Below are 19,596 nucleotides of genomic sequence, written 5' to 3' on the forward strand. Positions count from 1 at the left end.
GCACACCCAGGGGGTGACGGGGGGCCGTTCGGTGGTGGTGCGGATCTACCACTCGCCGCCGTGCACGGAGGCGTTCTCGCAGTGGTTGCCGAACGCCGGGTTCAGCAGACCGATCACGTTGACGGAGTTGCCGCAGACGTTGACCGGGACGTGGACGGGAACCTGGATCAGGTTGCCGGACAGCACGCCCGGGGAACCGACCGCAGCACCCTGGGCACCGGCGTCGGCCGCAGCCACACCAGCGCCGCCGGCCAGCACGGCACCCGCGGCAGCGGTGATCGCCGCAGCCTTTGCGATACGCGACATCAAGATCTCCCTGAGACGAAACCAGCCGCAACAGCTGCGGCTATGACGCTCTGCGCAACGGGACGAGATCATGAATAGTCACGCAAGTTGAGCTGAACCGGTGACGAAGCGGCAGATTCCGCCGTGCGGGTGACTACCGCACCGGAGCGGCGTGCACGGCACCCGGGAGGGTGTGCACGGCGCCCGGGGCGGCCTGCTGGACGGGAGCGGCGGGGTGCGCGGGAGCCGCGGGGTGCGCCGGGGCGGCCTGCTGCGCCGGAGCCGCCGGGTGCGCGGGGACAGCCACGTGCGCCGGGGCAGCCGCCTGGGCCGGGGCCGCTACCGCCGGGGTGCCGGGCAGCGCCGAGTCGGCGGGCAGCGTCGGCAGCGCCGGGGCGCCGGGCAGCGTGGGCAGCGCCGGCAGGCCGGGCAGGTCGGCCTTGGGCAGCCCGCCGCCGAGCGCGGTGGCGACGACCACGTTGACCAGGCCGGTGACGACCTTGGTGCCCGCGGCGACCATCGCCTTGGCGTCCTTGGTCCCGGCGGCCTTGGCCAGCGCGTCGGCGTCCGCCTGGAGCGCGGTGAGGGCGTCGGCGCGCAGGTCGCGCGGGGCCGCCGCGGTCCTGCTCGACTTCGCCGCGTTGCCTGCGGCCTGGGCGGCCTGGCCGGCGGGGGCAGCCGGGACGGCGACCGCTGCCGGGGCCGCGGGGGCGGCGGCCTTGGCGGCGTCGACGGCCTTCTTGACCGCGTCGGTGGCGGCGGTGACCTTGGCCGGGTCGGCCGGCTGGGTCAGGGCGGCCTGCAGCAGGTCGGTGGCCGGCGTGAGGACGCCGCCCAGCTGGCCGAGCGTGCCGGCCTGGGCGAGCACGGCGTCGGCGCCGGGCACGGCAGCGGCGGGACGGGCACCCGAGGTGTTGGTGCCGTGGACGTCGGCGGAAGCGGCGTTGGCGCCGAGCACACCGCCGGCGAGCGAGGCGGCGAGCGCGGTGGAGACGACCACGCCGGTGATCCGGGGGTTACGCATGGGGACAGCTTCCCTTCGGTGGAAAAGAACGGCTACGCAGACCACGGTGAAAAGGGGGCCGCGAGGCCGCAACCGGGGAAATCGGGAAAGGGCCGCGGCCCGGCGGCAACCGGCGGACCGGAATCGCGAAGTACCGGTCGGGTGTTCCGACTTCGCCGCAGCACGGGAATTACCGGACGTCGCCCGCTGATGGGCCGTTAGAGTGCGTACGCGGATTCGACCGCTCCCCTAACGGGGGAATCCGGCGGCCGGGGTCGCCCGCTGAGGTGATATCGGCGGCAGGGGATTGCCCGCGGCCGTTAGGGTCCGGCGCATGAGCCAGACGAATACCGCGAACGACACGTCAGTCCTGAGCCGTCTTGGCACCCTCGTGGTGATCCCGTGGGCCGGCGCGCACCACGAGGACGGCCAGGACATGCCGTTCCTGATGGCCTATTCGCTCGGCGACGGGGTGGGCGGGCCCGCGGCGGTGCAGGAGACCGTGCACGCCGTCGCCCACGAGGCCGGGCTGCCGGTCGGCGGGATGATCCTGGACGTCTCCCGGGCGGCGAACCCGCCGGTGAAGGTGCTGGTCGAGGGCGGCAAGGCGGTGCTGACGATGCCGTACCTGCACGTCACCTGCCCGGTGCCGGACCAGTGGGTGACGGCGGCCAGGCAGCGCGGCACGGTGTACGTGATCCTGTCCGGGCGGCCGTGGCCGGAGGCGGTGCCGGGCCAGGAGGTCACCGAGGAGACGCTGATGGCCTTCGTCGGCGACGAGGACACGCTCGGGGCCGGGGCGCACGTGCTGGTGCCGGTGAGCACGCTGCGGCTGTAGCCGGGGCGGGCCGCGGGGCCTTGCGCGGGCGGGCGGCCGGGCGCGAGCCGGGCCGCCGCCGCCCGGGCAGCCCGGGCGGCGGTACGACGAAAGAAGCGGGGCGCCCCGCGGGACCTCGAAGGTCCCGGGGGCGCCCCGTTCGCGTGCCGGTGGCCGGGTGTCAGCCGTTGACGAGTTCGTTCCCCGCGCTCACCGCGTCGGTGCCGGCCTGCACGGCGTGCTTCACCGCGCCCACCTTCTGGTCGACCTTGTACTCGCCGAGGACGCTGGAGGTGGCGCCCTTGGCCTGCTGGCCCGCGGCGGCGGCCGTCACGGCGGTGCTGCTGAGCGTGCTGCCGAGATCGGCGGCCTGGGCGACGGCCGGGGCGGCGGAGGCGGCGGCGGTCAGCAGGAAGGTGCCGGCCGCGGCGGACGTGAGGATTCGGCTTCCATTCATGATCGATACAACGCGTGAACCGCGCGCAGGGCACGCGTACCGGCCGGTTCGGTCGCCCTCTTCCGCCATCTTCCGCCGTTTCGGCCCTTTCGACCCTTCCGCCCACGCTCACGAACGACCGCCTCCCTTACCGCCCTTCAGCGTCCGCCACGGCTGTAGCGCGGCCGTGACAACTGCCGCACAGAGCAACGACGTCCGGCGGGCAGGCTTCTCTCGTCACACCGTCACACCGTCACACCGTCAGCTCAGCACCACCGTTTCCGGGGGGATCCGCCATGTCCGCAGGCAACCGTCGCCGAAGCCGCCGCAGCACCGCCGCGGCCGTCGCCATGACCGTCGGCCTCACCACCGGGGCCGCGCTGCTGCTCAGCGCGTGCGGCCCGAACGACGCGACCGCCTGCTGCGCGCCGCCGCGGGCGAGCGGCAGCCCGACGGCGACGGCCGGTTCGAACGGCGGCACCGGCGGCAGCGGTGCCAACGGCTCCACCGGCTCGCCCTCCGACGACCCCAAGGGCGCCGGCACGCCCAGCGCGCCCGCCGTGCCCGCCACCCTCAACGGCACCGCGCACAGCCGGCTGACCATCAGCGACGGCTCCCGGTACGTGGTGATGAACGGCACCCGGGTGGACTTCGGCACCCAGGTCCGCGACCTGGCCTGGTCGCCCGACGGCAGCCTGGCCGCGTTCGTCGACGGCGACGGCGACCTGGCGGTGGCCGGCCCCGACGGCGGCGGGCGGCGGGTCATCGCCAAGAACCCCGGCGACCAGAACTGGTCGCACCCGACCTGGCAGGTGCGCCCGGCCGACACGCAGAGCGCGCTGCCCGCGGTGGACGACATCCTCTTCGCCGCCCGCAAGGACGGCGTCTCCCGGCTCTACGGCGTCAGCGCCCAGGGCACCGACGGCACCCCGCACCTGCTCACGCTCAACCGCGAGTTCGACGACAACGTCAAGCCGCTCCCGCAGACCGGCAACGCCTGGCCGAACGCCGGCGGCAAGCACGGCTCCTCGGTCTACGCCAACGCCGGCTCCGGCGAGGTCTACATCCGCGACGACTACCTGCGGCAGCAGGGCTCGGCCCTCACCCCCGGCTCGGAGCCGGCGATGGGGCCGACGAACGACGAGGACATCGTCTTCGTCCGCTCCACCGGCGGCCACGACCACCTGTTCGTGGAGCACTCCACCGACAGCGGCCCCGTCTACCGGGACCTCACCCCGAACGCCACCACCGACTACACCGAGCCGGCCTGGTCGTCGGACGGTCGTACGATCGCGGCGCGCACCCCCGCCGGCATCGTGACGCTGCCGGCCGACGGTTCCGCGGCCCCGGTCAAGGTGTCCGGCTACCAGGGCCTGCCCGCCTTCCGCTGACCGGCCGTCAGCCGCGCCGGGCGGCCAGCTCGGCGCGCAGCTCGTCCAGATGCGCGTCGGCCGTGTCGTGCGGCAGGAACTCCACCGGGTCCAGGAACCGGAACAGCACCTGGTCGGCGGTGACCGCGAACTCGTAGTCGGCGAAGCCGACGACCGCGCCCAGGCTGCCGCGCGCCGCGCCCCGTACGACATGCGACGTCAGGTCGTCGGGGCGCTCCGCGCCCAGCCCGCGGCGGGCGTTGGGCCGGGCCAGGTAGGGGCAGACCATCGAGGCGTAGAGCATGCACGCCCGGTGGCCTGGCCCCTCAAGGGTGGGCGTGAGGTTGCGGTACGGCCGGCCGGCTGCCAGCGCCTCGCCGATCGCCGCGCTCTCCGCCGCCCCGACCACCCGCCAGACGGGGCCGCGCGGTATCAGCACGTCGCAGACCGAGCAGCGCCGTTCCCGCGCGCAGTCGGCGCTGCGCGCGTAGTCGGTGAGCGCGAACCGCGGCTCGTCCCCTTCCCAGGGGGTGATCGCCGGCACCGGGTAGCCGCGTTCGTCCCGCGGTCGGCCCTCGACGGTCGGCGGCATCGGCACCGCGTCGAACCGCACGTCAGGACTCCCGCCCCGCCCGCCAGTCGGCGACGACCTGCTCGACGTCGAACGGCGCCAGGCCGAGCGGCGGCCCCTCCGGCGGCCTGCGTATCGCCGCGCGGATCTTGTCGTTGATGTCGGCGATGAGCTGCCGCACCTTCTCCTCCGAGCGCGCCTTCGCCACCGCGGCGACCACGTCCTCGGCCTCCTTGCGCAGCACCAGCGTCGGCGGCAGGTAGGACAGCCCCTCCGCCCGCATCTTGCCGCGCACCCACCACAGCTCGTCATAGGGCGTGTCGAGGGAGGGCAGCGGCTTGCCGGCGCCGGGCAGGTCGGCGAACTCCCCGCGCGCCTCGGCCTCGCGGATCTGCTTGTCCACCCACGTCTCGAAGGGAACGCCGGGCGGCTTGCGTTCGGTCATACCTCACTCCTCGCGTGGATCGGCAGGCTCGGATCCCGGGCGGCGGCCTCGGGCTCCGAGAGCGGCAAGCTCTGGTTCCGAGATTACAAGGGGGCGCCCGACCGGCGGGACGGCCCTGTGGATAACTTCCGCGGGCCGGCCGGCTACGGCAGCCGCGTACGGACTCGTCCCGCTACGGCAGCGGCGTGCGGGCCCGGGCCGCCAGCAGCGCCACGTCGTCCTCGGTCGCGGACGGCACGAGGCTGCGCAGGATCCGGGCGAGGGTCGCGTCCAGCGGGCCGTCCGGGCGCGGCAGGACCAGCCCGGCGAGCCGGGACAGCGACGCGTCGATGTCCTCGGTGCGGCGTTCCACCAGGCCGTCGGTGTAGAGCAGCAGCGTCTCGCCGGGCTGCCAGGGGACATACACCGTCCGGTAGACGCCGCCCAGGTCCGCGCCCAGCGGCGGCCCCGGCGGCACGTCGAGCAGCCGGACCCGGCCCTCGGCGCTGATCACGGCGGGCGGCAGATGGCCGGCGCTGGCGAACCAGCAGCCGCCGCGCGCGGAGTCGGCGAGCCCCAGCAGGCAGGTCGCGGGGCGCTCCGCGCGGGCCGCCGCCAGCAGCCCGTCCATCCGATGCAGGATCCGGTCCGGCGGCTCGCCGTCGCCCGCCACCACCCGCAGCATCGCCCGGTAGTGGCTCATGTCCACCGCCGCCCCCACGCCGTGCCCCATCACGTCGCCCATCGCCAGCAGCGTCAGCCCGCCGGGCAGCGCCAGGGTGTCGAACCAGTCGCCGCCCACCAGGTCGGTGGCGCCGGCCGGCAGGTAGCGGGTGGCCACGTCCACGTCGGGCTGCGGGTTTCCGGGAGTGGCGAGCAGCGCGCGCTGCAACTCCACGGCGATGCCGTGCTCGCGGCTGTAGCGGCGGGCGTTGTCCAGGCTGATCGCGGCCCGGTCGGCGAGCGCGCGGCCGATCGCGGTGTCCTCGTCGCCGAACGCGGGCGAGCCGCCGGCCCGCACCATGGTGACCGTGCCGAGCCGGCTGCCGCGCGCCGACAGCGGCACCACGAGCGCGGAGTGGATGCCGGCCGCACGGTAGGCCGCCACCCGTTCGGCGTTCGGCGCGGTCCTGCTGATCTGCTCGTCGGGCAGCAGGTTCAGCACCACCGGGTGGCCCGACTCCAGGCAGCGCGGGATCGCCGAGCCCGGCTGGTAGTCCACGTACTCGCCGGGCGTGCCGAAGATCCGCACCTGCTCGCGCAGCGCGGGCTTGGACGCCATCGCCGCCCTGCGCAGCCTGACGGTGCCGTCCGGCGGCGGCCGGTGGCCCTCGCCGCCGCCCATCGCCAGCACCTCCACCGTCGCGGTGTCGGCGATCACCTCGACCAGCAGGTCGGCCAGCTCCTGGCAGGTGCGGTCCATCTCCAGGGTCGAGCCGATCCGGGCGGCGGCGGCGTCGAGCAGCAGCAGCCGCTCCCTGGCCTGCTCCAGCTGGAGCAGGATCTCCCGGTCGGCGCTGACCTCGAGGATCACCCCGCACACGCCGTGCGCCCGGCCGTCGGGGTCGGTCAGCCGGTGGTAGCTGCCCTGCCAGTAGCGCAGCCGGTGCGGGGAGTCGGCGCGGGTCTGGCCGCTGGAGACCATCTCGCGGGGCTTGCCGTCGGCCAGCACCTGGCGCAGGACGTCGTCGTCCGAGTGCACGTCGGGGATCACCTCGGGCAGCGTCCTGCCGAGGTGCGCGGCGGCGGACAGGCCGTTCATCCGGGCCAGGGCGGCGTTGACGTAGGTGTAGCGCAGGTCGGTGTCCAGGACGGCGACGCCGGCGGCGGTGCCTTCGAGGAGCTGGCCCAGCAGCCACTGGGCGGGGACGTCGGACGGGGGCGGGGTCGGCCGCGGGTCGGAGGGGGACGGGGCGGTCTGTGGGGTGTCCGCGGGCGCGGGGCGCGGGCCGTCCGGTGGCTGGGGCCGGAGGCCGGACGGCGGAGGGGTCGCGGGTGGCGGAGGAGCGTCGTCGGGCATCGGCGGTCCTCCTCCTGGTGTCGGGCCGCCGGGCGGCGGGGCCGGGCTGCCGTGGCTCGCGGACCGGCGGACGGGACCGGCCCGCGGGGCCGGCCGTCGCCGGCGGGTACGTTCCACAGTGCCCGCAGGGCCGCGAGTCGGCGATTCAGGGGGCTTCCGGCTGCTCCGCGCGTGGCTGCCCGGCCTGCGGCGACCCGGCTTGCGGCGCCCCGGCCCGCTGCGGGCCGTCCTGCTGCGGCCCGTCCTGCTGCTCCTGGTCACCGGCGGCCTGGACGGCCTCGCCGATCCGGTCCCGCATCGGGCGGCGTTCCAGCGCCGCCAGCGCCTCGCCGATCAGCCTGCTGAGCGGGTACGGCAGCTCGGCCTCGAAGGCGGTGGCCGCCGCAGTGGTGGCGGCCCACTCCCGTTCGAGCGCGGGCAGCAGGGATTCCGCCCTCGGGGCGAGCCGGACGATCCGGCGCCGCGCGTCGGCGCCCGGTGTGAGGGTCACCAACTCCTGGCGGGCCATCTGGGCGACGGTCTGGCTGGCCGCCGAGTGCGTGACGCCCAGGGCCCCGGCCAGCTCCCTGATCGACGCGGGGCCGCCGGCCGCCAGCACCCGGACCACGGGCGTGAAGCGCGGCCGGAAGCCGTCGTCCAGGCCGAGGGCGGGGTAGCAGGCGGCTAGCTCGCCGTCGAGCAGGTCGAGGAGGTGGCGCAGCCGGGTGCCGAGGAGTTCGGGACCGGGGGGTGTGCTCATGATCCGATAATATAACAGCGCTGTTAGATTGACCGCGCCACAGCGCCCCGGCGCCCCCGCGAGCACGAAGGAGCACGCAGTGACCAGCCCCGACCCGCTCTACCCGCCCGTCGAGCCGTACGACGAGGGCATGCTCGACGTCGGCGACGGCAACCTCGTGCACTGGGAGGTGTCGGGCGACCCGGCCGGCAAACCCGCCGTATATGTGCACGGTGGCCCCGGTTCCGGCTGCCGGCCCTCGCAGCGGCGGCTGTTCGACCCGGCGCGCTACCGGATCGTGCTGTTCGACCAGCGCGGCTGCGGCCGGAGCACCCCGCACGCCGCCGACCCCGCCACCGACCTGAGCCGCAACACCACCGACCACCTGATCGCCGACATGGAGCTGCTGCGCCGTCACCTGGGCATCGACCGCTGGCTGCTGATGGGCGGTTCGTGGGGCTCCACGCTGGAACTGGCGTACGCGCAGCGGCATCCGGAGCGGGTGACGGAGATCGTCATCAACGGTGTGACGTCCACCCGGCGGGCCGAGATCGACTGGCTCTACCGGGGCGTCGGCCGGTTCTTCCCGGAGGAGTGGGAACGTTTCCGCGCGGCGGCCGGCCCCGATGTCGACGCCTCCGACGAGCTGGCCGGCGGCCTGGTGGCGGCCTACGCCCGGCTGGCCAACGACCCTGACCCCGCCGTACGGGAGCGGGCCACCGCCGACTGGTGCGCGTGGGAGGACGCGGCGGTGTCGCTCGAACCCGCCGGGAGCGCGCGCCCGTACAGCGACCGGCCCGACCGCGCAAGGCTGGCGATGGTCCGGATCACCACGCACTACTTCGCGCACGCCGCCTGGCTGGAGGAGGGCGCGCTGATCCGGGACGCGCACCTGCTGAAGGGGATTCCCGGCACCCTCTGCCACGGGCGGCACGATCTCAGCTCGCCGGTGGAGACGGCCTGGCACCTCACCAGGGCGTGGCCTGAGGCCACGCTCAAGGTCGTCTCCGACTCGGGCCACAAGGGCAGCGCCACGATGAGCGCGACGCTGCGGGCCGCGCTCGACGGCTACGCGGACGCCTGGACGGCCTGACGGGCCCGCCGCGGGGCCTGACGGGTGGGCTGCGGGGCGCGCTCAGCCCCCGTCAGCAACTCGGCCCCCGTCAGCGCTCAGCCCGCGTCAGCACTCGGCCTGGAGGATGTCGGCGAACTTCTCCAGGCCGACCGACCTGGACGCCTTCACCAGGACCACGTCGGCCGGGTCGAGCAGGCCGTTCAGCACCGGCAGCAGCGCGTCCGGGTCGGGTACCGACTCGATCCGCGGGCAGCCGCCGCGGCGAGCGGCCCCGGCCAGGGCGGTGATCTCGTCGCTGGTCCCGACGGTGACCAGGGTGCCGACGCCCAGTTCGGCGACCAGCCCGCCGATCTCCTCGTGCGCGGCCCGCGCGGTGTCGCCCAGTTCGCGCATCTCGCCCAGCACGGCGACCATCGGGCGGCCGGCGGCCAGCGACACCAGCGCGTGGAGTCCGGCGCGGGTGGACTCGGTGTTGGCGTTGAACGCGTCGTTGACGATGGTGACGCCGTCGGCGCGCTCCAGGACCTCAAGGCGGCCGGCCGACACGGGCTCCGCGGCGGACAGCGCCTCGCCGATCGCGGCCGTGTCCATGCCCAGGACGTGGGCGGCGGCGGCCACCGCGAGCGCGTTGTGCACCTGGTGGGCGCCCAGCAGCCGCAGTCGCACCGGGGCGGACCCGTCCGGGGTGTGCAGGGTGAACGCGGCCCGGCCGGCGTCGGTGCGCACATCTGTGGCGCGTACGGTCGCGTCCTGCCCGGTGCCGTACGTCACGACGGCCGCTGCGGTGCGGGTGGCCATGGCGGCGACCAGGTCGTCGTCGGCGTTGAGCACGGCGACCCCGCCGTCGGCGGCCGGCGGCAGCGACTCGACGAGCTCGCCCTTGGCCTCGGCGATCGCCTGCCGTCCGCCGAACTCGCCCACGTGCGCGGAGCCGACGTTCAGCACGATGCCGATGCGGGGCGGGGTGAGCGTCGTCAGGTACGCGATGTCGCCCTTGTGGCGGGCGCCCATTTCCAGCACAAGGTAGCGGGTGGACTCATCCGCGAGGAGGACGGTGAGCGGCAGGCCGATCTCGGTGTTGAAGCTGCCCGGGGTGGCGACGGTCTCGCCGTGCCGCCCGAGCACCTGGGCGAGCAGGTCCTTGGTGGTGGTCTTCCCGGCGGAGCCCGTCAACGCGACGATCTGGGCGTCGGCCGTACGGGTGAGCGCGTACTGGGCGAGCCGCCCGAGCGCCGCCTGTACGTCGTCCACGACGACCGCGGGCGCCCCCACCGGCCGCTCGGCCAGCACGCAGGCGGCCCCGCGGCGAACGGCCTCCGGCACGAAGTCGTGCCCGTCCACCCGGGCCCCGCTGACGGCGACGAACAGCCCCCCGTCCCGCACGGCCCGCGAATCGCTCGCCCCCGGCGCGTTGACGATCGCCTCGGGATCGCCCACGTCATGCAGGACCCCGCCGGTGGCGGCGGCGATTTCGGCGAGGGTCAGTGACATCGTCACGGCAGGGGCCTTTCGCGCTGGCAGCGGGCTTTCATCGTATGACCCGCCTTCCCCCCGCGCCGGGAAGCTCACCCCGGGTGCGCGCGCCCGCGGGTACGCGCCCTGCGCTGCCGGGCCGGGGTGCCGGGCGGGACGGGCTTGACGTCCGGGTGCTCGCGCCCGACGATCGGCGGATCATGGACATCCTCGTGGAGCCGATGTGAACACGCAGCCGACCAGCACCTCCCGACTCGTCGAGAACTGCCTTCGCGACGCGGAGTTCGCCGAGCTTCCCGGCTACCGGCGCAACAAGGTGCGCGACACCTACCAGCTGCCGGACCGGCGCCGGCTGCTGATCGCGACCGACCGGCAGTCCGCCTTCGACCAGGTCCTGGGCGTGGTGCCCCACAAGGGGCAGGTGCTGACCCAGACCGCGCGCCACTGGTTCGACGAGACGGCGGACATCTGCCCGAACCACGTCATCTCCTACCCGGACCCCAACGTCGTCCTGGCCAAGGACCTGGACATGCTCCCGCTCGAGATCGTGGTGCGCTCGTACCTGACGGGCTCGACCAACACCAGCTTGTGGCCGAGCTACCAGAAGGGTGAACGGGTGCTCTACGGCCACCCGTTCCCCGACGGGATGGTCAAGAACCAGCAGCTGGACCGGCCGGTCATCACGCCCACCACGAAGCCGCTGGACGGCGGGCACGACGAACCGATCACCGAGGCGGAGATCCTGCGCGACCGTCCGGTCACGCCCGCGCAGTGGGAGGAGCTGGCCGAGGTGAGCCTGAAGCTCTTCGCGCGCGGGCAGGAGATGGCCGCCGAGAAGGGGCTGATCCTGGTGGACACCAAGTACGAGTTCGGCGTGGACGAGGACGGCACCCTCGTGGTCGCCGACGAGATCCACACCCCCGACTCCAGCCGCTTCTGGACGGCGGACAGCTACCGCGAGCGGTTCGAGGCGGGGGAGGAGCCGGAGAGCCTCGACAAGGAGTTCCTGCGTCTGTGGGTCGTCAGCCGCTGCGACCCCTACCGGGAGCCGATCCCCGAGATCCCGGTCGAGACGCTGATCGAGTTCAGCACCAAGTACGTCGGCCTGTTCGAGCGGGTCACCGGTCTCGCGTTCGAGGCACCGGAGGCCGGGGCCCCGGTGCGGGAGCGGATCCGGAGCGCGCTGGCGACCGAGCTGCCCGAGTTCTTCTGACCGCCTTCTTCTGACCGCCTTCTTCCGACCGCCTTCTTCCGACCACCGCCCCTGCCCCGGAGGCGGCCGGCTGTCGGCTGTCGGCCGGCGCGGCCTCAGGGGGAGCCGGCCTAGCTGTATTGACCCGCAGGGTTGTTGACACGGCTGATCGGGGGTTGTCCTCCGAGTGCGGTGTGGCAGCGATGGTAGTTGTAAGCGTGCAGGAAGGGTGCGAAGGCTTCGGTGCGTTCGGTGTTGCTGGCGTAGGGCTTGAGGTAGGCCCATTCGTCGAGCAGGGTGCGGTTGAAGCGTTCTACTTTCCCGTTGGTCTGGGGCCGGTAGGGCCGGGTTCGTTTGTGGGTGATCCCGGCCGCGGTCAGGGCGTCGCGCCAGGCGTGGGATTTGTAGCAGGAGCCGTTATCGGTCAGGACACGCTCGACGGTGATCCCGTGGCCGGTGTAGAACGCCTGGGCCCGCTGCCAGAAGGCCACGGCGGTCTCTTTCCGCTCGTCGCCCAGGATCTCGCTGTAGGCCAGGCGGGAGTGGTCGTCGACGGCGGTGTGGATGAAGCTGTAACCGATCTTCGGGGTGCCGGAGGGGCTGCGGGCGGGTGTGGTGGCCTGGCGGTTCGCCTCGCCGGCCTGGCGGTCCATGACGCGGTGGCCGCCACCGTCGGGAATGTTCCCGAGTTTCTTGATGTCGATGTGGACCAGCTCGCCCGGCCGGTCCCGCTCGTAGCGGCGGATCACCGTGCCGGTCGGACGGTCCATCCAGGCCAGCCGGTTCAGGCCGTGCCGGGTCAGGATCCGGTGCACCGTCGATGTCGGCAGGCCGAGGACCGGGCCGATCCGGGCGGGCCCGAGCTTGCGTTCCCGGCGCAATTCGCACACGCGCACTTCGATAGCCGGCTCAGTCCGGTGCGGCGTGGTGCGGGGTCTGCTCGGCCGGTCGGCCAGACCCGCCTCACCCTCGTCCCGCCACCGCTTCACCCACTTGTAGCCCGTTGCCCGGGAGATTCCCATCTCGGCTGCCACATGAGCCACAGGCCGGCCGGCATCGACCCGCTGAACCAGCAGCCGTCTGCCGTGAACGGTCAGCCGGGCATTACGGTGGGACACGAAGACCTCCATGCGGTGCAGTCCTAGACAGCTCCACTGCATCGGAGGTCTTCGCCATGATCAAGCCCGACACGTGTCAACAACGCTCGTGATCAATACACCTAGCGGGGGAGCGACCTGCTCCACACCTCGCGTTCCCCCGCGCCCAGCTCGCCGATCCTGCTCCACCCCCACGCCGCGAGCGTCGTCGCGGCCGGCGCGCTGTCCTCGCTCGCCGGGTCCACCAGCGCCGTGGCCAGCGCGGCGTCGCTGCGCAGGAGGAGCTGGTTCATCAGCCGGGTCGCGATCCCCTGCCGCCGGTAGGCCGGCAGCACCATCAGGCCGGCCAGGGCGAACACCTGGCCGGAGGCCGTGAGTTCTTCGAGCTGGCGCAGCGCGCCGCCGGTGAACTCGCGCCACCACCCGTCGGCCCGGTCGAGCCGGAAACCGTAGGCCGCGCCCGTCATCCGGCGCTCGCTGGCGACGACCATGTCGAAGCCGGGCCGCCGCATGTCGTCGGCGAAGCGCCGCAGGAAGTCCTGGCGCTGGCTGAACTCCTGGCCCGCCGGGCCGTGGTACGCCTCCACGTAGACGTCGGCGACGTCTTCGCGCTGCTGCTCGGCCTGCCATCTGGACATGCGGCGGGTGAACACCTCGGTCACGAACGACTCGCCTCCCGCGTACGCCTCATGCCGACCCGCCACCTCTCCGGTCCGGGTCCGGCCGCCCCCTGCGTACGGCGTTCCCGATCACTACCCACATCGTCGCAGCAGGACACGGCCGGGGAAACAGCCCGGGTGCGGCCCGTTCTGGCCGCCGTGGCGGAGCCGGCTCGGGGGAGCCGGGGACAGGGCTACGACCCGGCCGCGTACAGCAGCGCGCGGGTGGCGGGCAGCGACGCGCGGGCCGGCGGCCAGGTCAGCCGCAAGTGCAGGGTGGGCAGCGGCAGCCGCAGCGCCGTGAGCGTGCCGGCCGCCAGGTCCGCGGCCACCGCGAAGGCCGGCAGCAACGCCACCCCCATGCCCTGCCGGGCCCAGGCGCGCATGACGGCCACGCTGCCGGCCTGGACCCGTTCCACCTCCGGGTCGAAGATCTGGTTGGCGGCGAGCGCGAAGGAGCACGACGAGGCCGCGTTGACCAGCAGCCGCTGGCCGCGGAAGTCGGCCGGGGTGAGCGGGCCGGCGCCGGCCCGCGGGTGGTCGGGGGCGGCGACCAGCACCAGCGGCACCGGGTCGAGGTCGAGGAAGTCGAGCGGGCGCTCGGCGGGCACCGGGAAGCCGAGGCCGCCGAGCGCGGCGCCGTTGTCGAGGACCAGCGCGGCGTCCAGCTCCGCGGCCTGCACCGACGCGAGCAGCGCGGCACGGGACGCCTCGGCCCGCACCTCCACCCGCAGGTCGGGGCGGCGGGCCGCCAGCCGGGTGACGATCGCGGGCACGATCTCCGCGGCGATCGACTCCAGCGCGCCGAGCCGTACGGTGGTCACCTCGCGGCCGGCCGCGTCCGCCGCGAGCACGTCGAGCCTGGCCAGCTCGGCCTGCTCCAGCAGCCGGCCCGCCCAGGTCAGCAGCCGCTCGCCGGCCGCGGTGGGGCGCATGCCGCGCGGGCCGCGGACGAAGAGGCTGACGCCGAGGGCCTGTTCGAGGGTGCGGACGGCCTGCGAGACGGAGGACGGCGCGAGGTCGAGCGAGACGGCCGCGTCGGTGACGCTGCCGTGCCGGACGACGGCCTCGAACGTGCGCAGCTGCCGCAACTCCATGGGTTCCATCGCTCACTCCCCCGCTTTCGGTTTCGCCGAACGCAGCGTGCGGCCGGGCCGGTGGAGCGGGCACGGTGGCGCGCCGCACTCTGGACGCCGTTTCCCCCTGAACACGCGAACCGGAGTTCTTCATGCCCGGCATACCCGGCGGCTCGTCCGCCGCCGCTCCATCCGTGACGCCCGCACCAGGTGCGCGTTCCCCCGCGCCCGGCGCCGCACCGAAACCGTACGCGCTGCTCGGCATCTCGCTCGGCTACTTCATGGTGCTGCTCGACATGACCGTGCTGTCGGTCGCCGAACCCGACCTGGCGCACTCGCTCGGCAGCTCCGTGGCCGGCCTGCAGTGGGCGGTGACCGGCTACACGGTCGCCTTCGGCGCGCTGCTGCTGTCCGCGGGGGCCGCGGCCGACCGCTACGGCGCGCACCGGCTGTTCCGGGGCGGGGTCGCGGCCTTCGGGCTCGGCTCGCTGCTGTGCGCGGGCGCGCCGGACCTGTGGACGCTCGTCGTCCTGCGCGCGGTGCTGGGCGCGGCGGCCGCCGCCTGTGTCCCCAGCTCCATGGCGATGATCACCCGGCTGTACCCGGACCCGGTACGGCGGGCCCGCGCGGTCGCGGTGTGGGCGGCCGTCAGCGGGGCGGCGCTGGCCACCGGGCCGATCGCCGGGGGACTGCTGGTCGGCCTCGCGGGCTGGCGGGCGATCTTCCTCGTCAACGTGCCGCTCGCCGCGCTCACCCTCACCCTGGTCGCGGGTAACGCCGTGCACTGCCCGACCACGCAGCGGCGGATCGACTGGCCGGCCCAGCTGCTGGCGTGCGCGACGCTCGCCCTGGGCACGGACGCGCTCATCGCGCTGGGCGCGCGCAGCTGGACGCACGTGGGCTGGTCGGCGGCCGGGACGCTCGCGGCGGGGGCGCTCTTCGCGGTACGGGAACGGCGCAGCCCCTCGCCCGTGCTGCCCCGGGCGGTGCTGCGGGCGCCCGGCATGGGCACGATGCTGGTGGCCGGGGCGGCGGTCGGGTTCACGTTGAGCGGGATGCTCTTCGTACTGCCGCTGCTGTTCCAGCAGCACCTGGGGTACAGCGCGCTGCTCGCCGGGACGGCGTTCCTCCCGATGACGCTGCCGACGGCCTTCAACCCGCTGCTCACGGGCCGGATCGTGGCGAGGATCGGCCCGCGCGGCCCGGTGCTCGCGGGTCTGTGCCTGCTCGCGGTGTCCGGCGCGGTACTGGGCGCCGCGGTCTGGTCGGCCGCCCCTTACCCCCTGCTGGCGGTGGGCCTGGCGGCGGCCGGCTTCGGCGTCTCCCTGGCGCTGCCCGCCCTGACGACGGCGGTGATCACGCTCGCGCCGCCGGGAGCGGCGGGTTCGGCCGGCGGCCTGCTCAACGCGGTACGCCAGGTGGGTGCGACGCTGGGCGTGGCGGCCCTCGGCGCCTTCCTGACCCTCCCCCCGGCGGCCACCCGGGCCGACCACGGCATGGCCCGCGCGCTGTTCCTGACGACGGCGATCTGCGCGGCGGCGGCCCTGTCCCGCCCGAGGCGGAGCGCCGGGTAAGCGGCCGCCCCGGTGCACGGGTTCGGGCGACGCGCCCGGGGTGGGGAGGGCGGGGCTGGAGGAACGTGCTGGGGTTAGTTCGAACCTGGTCACCCCTTTGGGCTGATGTGCGGCATTTGCCAGCCGCGCATCCCCGCGCCTCGGCTGCGCCCGGACAACCCGGGCCGGTAGGCTTTCCGTGTGATCTTCAAGCGCATCGGAAACGGGCGGCCGTACCCGGACCACGGCCGGGTCAGCACGCGCGAGTGGGCGGACGTCGCGCCCCGTCCCGTGCGGCTGGACCAGTTGGTGACCACCAAGGGACAGCTCGACCTGGAGACACTTCTCGCGGAGGATTCGACCTTCTACGGCGACCTCTTCGCGCACGTCGTGAAATGGCAGGGCGACCTCTATCTGGAGGACGGCCTGCACCGGGCGGTGCGCGCCGCGCTCCAGCAGCGACAGGTGCTGCATGCCCGGGTCCTGGAGATGGACTGACAATCCGCTTACGCTGCGCTCATGAGCATGCTGACCCCCTCCGGGATGGGCGGGAAGTACCGGGTCACCGGGAACGCGTATCCGAAGATGCGCCCGCCGAGACGGCGCGGCCGTTTCGTGGCCGCCATGATCGCCTCGGTCGTCGTCCTCGGCCTCTTCGGCTGGGGGGCGCTGCAGCTCTTCCATGTCTTCAACGGCAAGGACTCGGGCGACACCAAGGCGAACGCGGCCCCGCAGAATCCGACCTGTTCGCCCGCGCCGGTGCCGACGCACACCGCGAAACTGGCGCCGATGCCGCAGCCGGCCGGCGTCACGATGAACGTCTTCAACGCCACTCCGCGCGGCGGCCTGGCCAAGTCCACGGCTGACGAGCTGGCCAAGCGCGGCTTCAAGGTGAACAAGTTCGGGAACGCGCCGCCCGGCTACGACAAGAAGGTCAGCCAGTCCGCGCTGATCGTGGCCGGCCCGGCCGGCGAGGCGGCGGCCCGCGAGGCGGGGACGCAGGTGGCGGGCTCGACGGTGAAGATCGACCCGAAGCGGCGGGACAAGATGGTCGATGTGATGATCGGCACGGCGTTCTCGACGCTGGCGACCCCCGCGGACGCGGCGAAGGCGCGGATCGTGGCGGCGAATCCACCGCCCCCGAAGCCTTCCTGCTCCCCGTCGGCGCACCCGGCGACCAAGCACTAGCCCCCGGGCCCGGTTCATCGGCCGCCCCGCCCCCACCGGGGCGCGGGAAGGGTGCCGGGGCCCGCCGCGGGGCCGGGGGGAGCCCCGCCGGCTAGGCGATCGTGCCGTAGAGACGGTCGCCCGCGTCGCCCAGGCCGGGGACGATGAAGCCGCGGTCGTTCAAGCGCTCGTCCACCGCCGCCGTGACGACGGCGACCGGCTTGCCCGCCAGCTCGCGCTCCATCAGCTCGACCCCCTCGGGCGCCGCCAGCAGGCACAGCGCGGTCACGTCGTCGGCACCGCGCTCGATCAGCAGGTTGATCGCCGCCACCAGCGTCCCCCCGGTCGCGAGCATCGGGTCGACCACGTACACCTGCCGCCCGGACAGGTCGTCCGGCAGCCGGGTGGCGTACGTCTGCGCCGCGAGCGTCTCCTCGTCGCGCACCATGCCGAGGAAGCCGACCTCGGCGGTCGGCAGCAGCCGCACCATGCCGTCGAGCATGCCGAGCCCGGCGCGCAGGATCGGCACCACCAGCGGGCGCGGGTGGGACAGCCGTACGCCGGTGGTGGGCGCGACCGGCGTGCGGATGTCGACCTGTTCGGTCCGCACGTCCCTGGTGGCCTCGTAGGCGAGCAGGGTGACCAGTTCGTCGGCGAGCCGGCGGAAGGTCGGCGAGTCGGTGCGCTCGTCGCGCAGGATCGTGAGCTTGTGCGCGACCAGCGGGTGGTCGATGACGTGGAGACGCATGGCCTGACTGTATCCGCGGCCGTCCCGCCGCAGAACCCGCACCTCTTGTGGCTCCGGTGGGGTAAACCGCCCGTACGAGGGAAACTGGGCTGTATACACCCGGCGGGCACCCGGGTGACCCGATCACAGGGATGGTGGCCCTTATGCCTGCCAAGTCCGGCCGTCCCAGCAGGTCGCAGGGCTCGGACCGGGACGCGGACCCGCATCCGCCGGCCGCGTCCGACACGTCCGGCCGCACCGACACACCGGACCGCGACACCGAGCGGCGCCGCAAGCGCGCCCTCTTCCTGCGCGAGCTGAACGAGGCGAAGGAGCTGCGCGAGCGGGTCCAGCCGCGACGCGCCCATACCGCCCGGTTGCGCCAGCAGATGCGGATGCGCACCTTCCGCTGGTAGCCGCCGCGCGCCGCGCCGAACGGCCCCTAGGGCAAAAAGTGACCAAGACCTGGCACGTCGGGGTGCCGAAGACCCCGCGCGACGCCCCGGTTTCTGCCACGATGCCGAGTGGGTGGGGTCATCATGAGGCCATCATGGGGCCAGCACGTACGACGTCGCACAGGGCGACACTGAGCGGCATCGCACGATCAGCCATCATGAGCAGTCATCATGAAATGCCAGGCGACCTTACCCGGTCCGGACGGCCTGAGACCCAGTGGGAGAGTCACGGTGTACTTCGCCGCACTGCTCGCGCGCACCGAGGACGGTTGGCACGCGAGCGAACCTGATCTCGACGATGTGGAAACCCTCGCCGATCTGAGTGATCTGGCCCGCGCGGCCGGCGACGAGGAGGAGACGGTTCTGGTCTTCATCGAGCAGGAGGACGCCTGGTTCGGCGTCATCCGGGTCGATGGGGAGGAGGACCCCAGAATCTATGTGTCCGACGCGGCGGCAGCCGCCCGCAGCTCGTACGGGGAGATCCTGCTCACCGACGAGGTGCTCGGACGCGACCCGGAAGACCTTGACGACCTGGTCGATCTCGACGGCACCGAGGACGGCGACAACGACGATGCCGAGGACGCCGTGGCGGGCCCCTCGGAAGACCACGTGCCGGCCGGCCCGCTCGGTGACACCGGGCTGCTCGGCGATCTCGGCATGAGCACCGCGCAGCTGCTCGAACTGAGCGGGGACGGCGCACTGACCGGCGAGGCGCTCGGCGAGATCGCCGACGCGCTGGGCTGCGCGGATGTACTGGAGGCGGTCCGCTGACGCCATCCGACCCACCGCCCCGCCACGGGGACCCCGTCCGCGACCCCTGGGCGCCCGCCATGCGGCTCGCCCTGGCCGAGGCGGAGCACGCCCCGCTCACCGGTGACGTCCCGGTGGGCGCGGTCGTGCTCGGCCCGGACGGCGCGGTGCTCTCCAGGGCCCGCAACGAGCGGGAGGCCACCGGCGACCCCACCGCGCACGCGGAGGTGCTGGCCATCCGGCGGGCCGCCGAGGCCGTCGGCCAGTGGCGGCTGACCGGCTGCACGCTGGCGGTCACCCTGGAGCCGTGCACGATGTGCGCGGGCGCGATCGTGCTCTCCCGGCTCGACCGCGTGGTCTACGCCGCCGCCGACCCCAAGGCGGGCGCGGCGGGCTCGCTGTGGGACGTGGTCCGCGACCGCCGCCTCAACCACCGCCCCGAGGTGATCGCCGGCGTCCTCCCGTCCCCCGCCGCCGACCTCCTCACCCACTTCTTCCGCACCGCCCCCCGCTGACCCCTCACCTCTGACCGCCGGAACAACCGATTTCGGGCCGACGCCCACCGTGGGCTAGGATCTGTCTCGGTAGCGTGTCCGAGTGGCCTAAGGAGCACGCCTCGAAAGCGTGTGTGGGGGCAACTCCACCGTGGGTTCAAATCCCACCGCTACCGCTCTGAGCAGCACGGATCCGGGCTGACTGCGAACTTAGCAGTCAGCCCGGACCTGTTT

22 protein-coding genes and 1 tRNA gene are annotated in these 19,596 nt (G+C 73.8%); 11 read left to right on the forward strand and 12 right to left on the reverse strand.

Features of this window, described 5'->3' with window-relative positions; all coding sequences use genetic code 11:
• Positions 1-45 precede the first annotated feature (45 nt).
• Both ACQPW6_RS18105 and ACQPW6_RS18110 read right to left on the reverse strand, forming a co-directional pair.
• A complete protein-coding gene (locus tag ACQPW6_RS18105) occupies positions 46-306 on the reverse strand; it encodes a chaplin (protein ID WP_433890676.1) in 261 nt (86 codons plus the stop codon).
• A 133-nt stretch (positions 307-439) separates the two neighbouring features.
• Entirely contained in the window at positions 440-1,309 is an 870-nt protein-coding gene (locus ACQPW6_RS18110; protein ID WP_433890677.1) for a hypothetical protein, read from the reverse strand.
• Positions 1,310-1,622: 313 nt separating this feature from the next.
• On the opposite strand from ACQPW6_RS18110, the gene ACQPW6_RS18115 reads away from it, so the two are divergent.
• Positions 1,623-2,126 (forward strand): DUF5949 family protein, encoded by a 504-nt coding sequence (locus tag ACQPW6_RS18115; RefSeq protein ID WP_433890678.1) that lies wholly within the window; start codon positions 1,623-1,625, stop codon positions 2,124-2,126.
• Between the two features lie 160 nt (positions 2,127-2,286).
• On the opposite strand, the gene ACQPW6_RS18120 is transcribed toward ACQPW6_RS18115, so the two are convergent.
• A complete protein-coding gene (locus ACQPW6_RS18120; RefSeq protein WP_433890679.1) occupies positions 2,287-2,562 on the reverse strand; it encodes a hypothetical protein in 276 nt (91 codons plus the stop codon).
• 275 nt (positions 2,563-2,837) lie between these two features.
• Between ACQPW6_RS18120 and ACQPW6_RS18125 the strand changes: the two genes are divergently transcribed.
• Positions 2,838-3,932: a hypothetical protein gene (locus ACQPW6_RS18125; protein WP_433890680.1), complete on the forward strand. Its 1,095-nt coding sequence runs from the start codon at positions 2,838-2,840 to the stop codon at positions 3,930-3,932.
• A 7-nt stretch (positions 3,933-3,939) separates the two neighbouring features.
• On the opposite strand, the gene ACQPW6_RS18130 is transcribed toward ACQPW6_RS18125, so the two are convergent.
• The 4 genes from ACQPW6_RS18130 to ACQPW6_RS18145 form a co-directional block, all read right to left on the reverse strand.
• Positions 3,940-4,524, reverse strand: coding sequence for a hypothetical protein (locus ACQPW6_RS18130; RefSeq protein ID WP_433890681.1), 585 nt, complete (start codon positions 4,522-4,524; stop codon positions 3,940-3,942).
• Position 4,525: 1 nt separating this feature from the next.
• Positions 4,526-4,927 (reverse strand): DUF1992 domain-containing protein, encoded by a 402-nt coding sequence (locus tag ACQPW6_RS18135; protein WP_433890682.1) that lies wholly within the window; start codon positions 4,925-4,927, stop codon positions 4,526-4,528.
• Between the two features lie 172 nt (positions 4,928-5,099).
• Positions 5,100-6,926: a SpoIIE family protein phosphatase gene (locus ACQPW6_RS18140; RefSeq protein ID WP_433890683.1), complete on the reverse strand. Its 1,827-nt coding sequence runs from the start codon at positions 6,924-6,926 to the stop codon at positions 5,100-5,102.
• 145 nt (positions 6,927-7,071) lie between these two features.
• Positions 7,072-7,665: a MarR family winged helix-turn-helix transcriptional regulator gene (locus ACQPW6_RS18145; RefSeq protein ID WP_433890684.1), complete on the reverse strand. Its 594-nt coding sequence runs from the start codon at positions 7,663-7,665 to the stop codon at positions 7,072-7,074.
• Between the two features lie 79 nt (positions 7,666-7,744).
• On the opposite strand from ACQPW6_RS18145, the gene pip reads away from it, so the two are divergent.
• A complete protein-coding gene (gene pip / locus ACQPW6_RS18150; protein WP_433890685.1) occupies positions 7,745-8,737 on the forward strand; it encodes a prolyl aminopeptidase in 993 nt (330 codons plus the stop codon).
• Between the two features lie 87 nt (positions 8,738-8,824).
• Here the strand turns inward: pip and ACQPW6_RS18155 are convergent, their stop codons facing one another.
• Positions 8,825-10,210: a UDP-N-acetylmuramoyl-tripeptide--D-alanyl-D-alanine ligase gene (locus ACQPW6_RS18155; RefSeq protein ID WP_433894576.1), complete on the reverse strand. Its 1,386-nt coding sequence runs from the start codon at positions 10,208-10,210 to the stop codon at positions 8,825-8,827.
• A 205-nt stretch (positions 10,211-10,415) separates the two neighbouring features.
• Between ACQPW6_RS18155 and ACQPW6_RS18160 the strand changes: the two genes are divergently transcribed.
• Positions 10,416-11,405 (forward strand): phosphoribosylaminoimidazolesuccinocarboxamide synthase, encoded by a 990-nt coding sequence (locus tag ACQPW6_RS18160; RefSeq protein WP_433890686.1) that lies wholly within the window; start codon positions 10,416-10,418, stop codon positions 11,403-11,405.
• A 110-nt stretch (positions 11,406-11,515) separates the two neighbouring features.
• Here the strand turns inward: ACQPW6_RS18160 and ACQPW6_RS18165 are convergent, their stop codons facing one another.
• The 3 genes from ACQPW6_RS18165 to ACQPW6_RS18175 form a co-directional block, all read right to left on the reverse strand.
• A complete protein-coding gene (locus ACQPW6_RS18165) occupies positions 11,516-12,502 on the reverse strand; it encodes an IS481 family transposase (RefSeq protein WP_433894407.1) in 987 nt (328 codons plus the stop codon).
• 101 nt (positions 12,503-12,603) lie between these two features.
• A complete protein-coding gene (locus tag ACQPW6_RS18170; protein ID WP_433890687.1) occupies positions 12,604-13,185 on the reverse strand; it encodes a GNAT family N-acetyltransferase in 582 nt (193 codons plus the stop codon).
• Positions 13,186-13,334: 149 nt separating this feature from the next.
• Positions 13,335-14,246, reverse strand: a complete 912-nt coding sequence (locus ACQPW6_RS18175) for a LysR family transcriptional regulator (protein ID WP_433890688.1) — start codon at positions 14,244-14,246, stop codon at positions 13,335-13,337.
• Positions 14,247-14,368: 122 nt separating this feature from the next.
• Here ACQPW6_RS18175 and ACQPW6_RS18180 point away from each other — a divergent pair, with 122 nt between their 5' ends.
• The 3 genes from ACQPW6_RS18180 (at position 14,369) to ACQPW6_RS18190 (ending at position 16,957) form a co-directional block, all read left to right on the forward strand.
• Positions 14,369-15,790: an MFS transporter gene (locus ACQPW6_RS18180; RefSeq protein WP_433890689.1), complete on the forward strand. Its 1,422-nt coding sequence runs from the start codon at positions 14,369-14,371 to the stop codon at positions 15,788-15,790.
• Positions 15,791-15,970: 180 nt separating this feature from the next.
• Entirely contained in the window at positions 15,971-16,267 is a 297-nt protein-coding gene (locus ACQPW6_RS18185; protein WP_093712089.1) for a type II toxin-antitoxin system VapB family antitoxin, read from the forward strand.
• 21 nt (positions 16,268-16,288) lie between these two features.
• Positions 16,289-16,957, forward strand: a complete 669-nt coding sequence (locus tag ACQPW6_RS18190; RefSeq protein ID WP_433890690.1) for a LytR C-terminal domain-containing protein — start codon at positions 16,289-16,291, stop codon at positions 16,955-16,957.
• A 91-nt stretch (positions 16,958-17,048) separates the two neighbouring features.
• Here ACQPW6_RS18190 and upp read toward each other — a convergent pair whose 3' ends face one another.
• Positions 17,049-17,684, reverse strand: coding sequence for a uracil phosphoribosyltransferase (gene upp / locus ACQPW6_RS18195; RefSeq protein WP_433890691.1), 636 nt, complete (start codon positions 17,682-17,684; stop codon positions 17,049-17,051).
• A 143-nt stretch (positions 17,685-17,827) separates the two neighbouring features.
• Here upp and ACQPW6_RS18200 point away from each other — a divergent pair, with 143 nt between their 5' ends.
• From ACQPW6_RS18200 to ACQPW6_RS18215, 4 genes are all read left to right on the forward strand, one after another.
• Positions 17,828-18,079, forward strand: a complete 252-nt coding sequence (locus tag ACQPW6_RS18200) for a hypothetical protein (RefSeq protein WP_433890692.1) — start codon at positions 17,828-17,830, stop codon at positions 18,077-18,079.
• A 270-nt stretch (positions 18,080-18,349) separates the two neighbouring features.
• Positions 18,350-18,889 (forward strand): hypothetical protein, encoded by a 540-nt coding sequence (locus ACQPW6_RS18205; RefSeq protein ID WP_433890693.1) that lies wholly within the window; start codon positions 18,350-18,352, stop codon positions 18,887-18,889.
• A gap of 59 nt (positions 18,890-18,948) precedes the next feature.
• On the forward strand, positions 18,949-19,383 hold the full coding sequence (locus ACQPW6_RS18210; protein ID WP_433890694.1) for a nucleoside deaminase: 435 nt from the start codon (positions 18,949-18,951) through the stop codon (positions 19,381-19,383).
• A gap of 68 nt (positions 19,384-19,451) precedes the next feature.
• Positions 19,452-19,538, forward strand: a tRNA-Ser gene (locus ACQPW6_RS18215).
• The last annotated feature ends 58 nt before the right edge of the window (positions 19,539-19,596 follow it).

The organism is Streptomyces sp. CA-111067 (assembly GCF_050956065.1).
Lineage (GTDB): Bacteria > Actinomycetota > Actinomycetes > Streptomycetales > Streptomycetaceae > Actinacidiphila.

Coding starts and splice junctions, on each gene's coding strand:
- ACQPW6_RS18200 (WP_433890692.1), top strand. CDS start 17,828: ATGCCTGCCAAGTCCGGCCGTCCCAGCAGGTCGCAGGGCTCGGACCGG.
- ACQPW6_RS18120 (WP_433890679.1), bottom strand. CDS start 2,562: ATGAATGGAAGCCGAATCCTCACGTCCGCCGCGGCCGGCACCTTCCTG.
- ACQPW6_RS18180 (WP_433890689.1), top strand. CDS start 14,369: ATGCCCGGCATACCCGGCGGCTCGTCCGCCGCCGCTCCATCCGTGACG.
- ACQPW6_RS18135 (WP_433890682.1), bottom strand. CDS start 4,927: ATGACCGAACGCAAGCCGCCCGGCGTTCCCTTCGAGACGTGGGTGGAC.
- ACQPW6_RS18210 (WP_433890694.1), top strand. CDS start 18,949: ATGCGGCTCGCCCTGGCCGAGGCGGAGCACGCCCCGCTCACCGGTGAC.
- ACQPW6_RS18145 (WP_433890684.1), bottom strand. CDS start 7,665: ATGAGCACACCCCCCGGTCCCGAACTCCTCGGCACCCGGCTGCGCCAC.
- ACQPW6_RS18155 (WP_433894576.1), bottom strand. CDS start 10,210: ATGTCACTGACCCTCGCCGAAATCGCCGCCGCCACCGGCGGGGTCCTG.
- ACQPW6_RS18110 (WP_433890677.1), bottom strand. CDS start 1,309: ATGCGTAACCCCCGGATCACCGGCGTGGTCGTCTCCACCGCGCTCGCC.
- ACQPW6_RS18125 (WP_433890680.1), top strand. CDS start 2,838: ATGTCCGCAGGCAACCGTCGCCGAAGCCGCCGCAGCACCGCCGCGGCC.
- ACQPW6_RS18105 (WP_433890676.1), bottom strand. CDS start 306: ATGTCGCGTATCGCAAAGGCTGCGGCGATCACCGCTGCCGCGGGTGCC.
- upp (WP_433890691.1), bottom strand. CDS start 17,684: ATGCGTCTCCACGTCATCGACCACCCGCTGGTCGCGCACAAGCTCACG.
- ACQPW6_RS18115 (WP_433890678.1), top strand. CDS start 1,623: ATGAGCCAGACGAATACCGCGAACGACACGTCAGTCCTGAGCCGTCTT.
- ACQPW6_RS18175 (WP_433890688.1), bottom strand. CDS start 14,246: ATGGAACCCATGGAGTTGCGGCAGCTGCGCACGTTCGAGGCCGTCGTC.
- ACQPW6_RS18140 (WP_433890683.1), bottom strand. CDS start 6,926: ATGCCCGACGACGCTCCTCCGCCACCCGCGACCCCTCCGCCGTCCGGC.
- ACQPW6_RS18190 (WP_433890690.1), top strand. CDS start 16,289: ATGAGCATGCTGACCCCCTCCGGGATGGGCGGGAAGTACCGGGTCACC.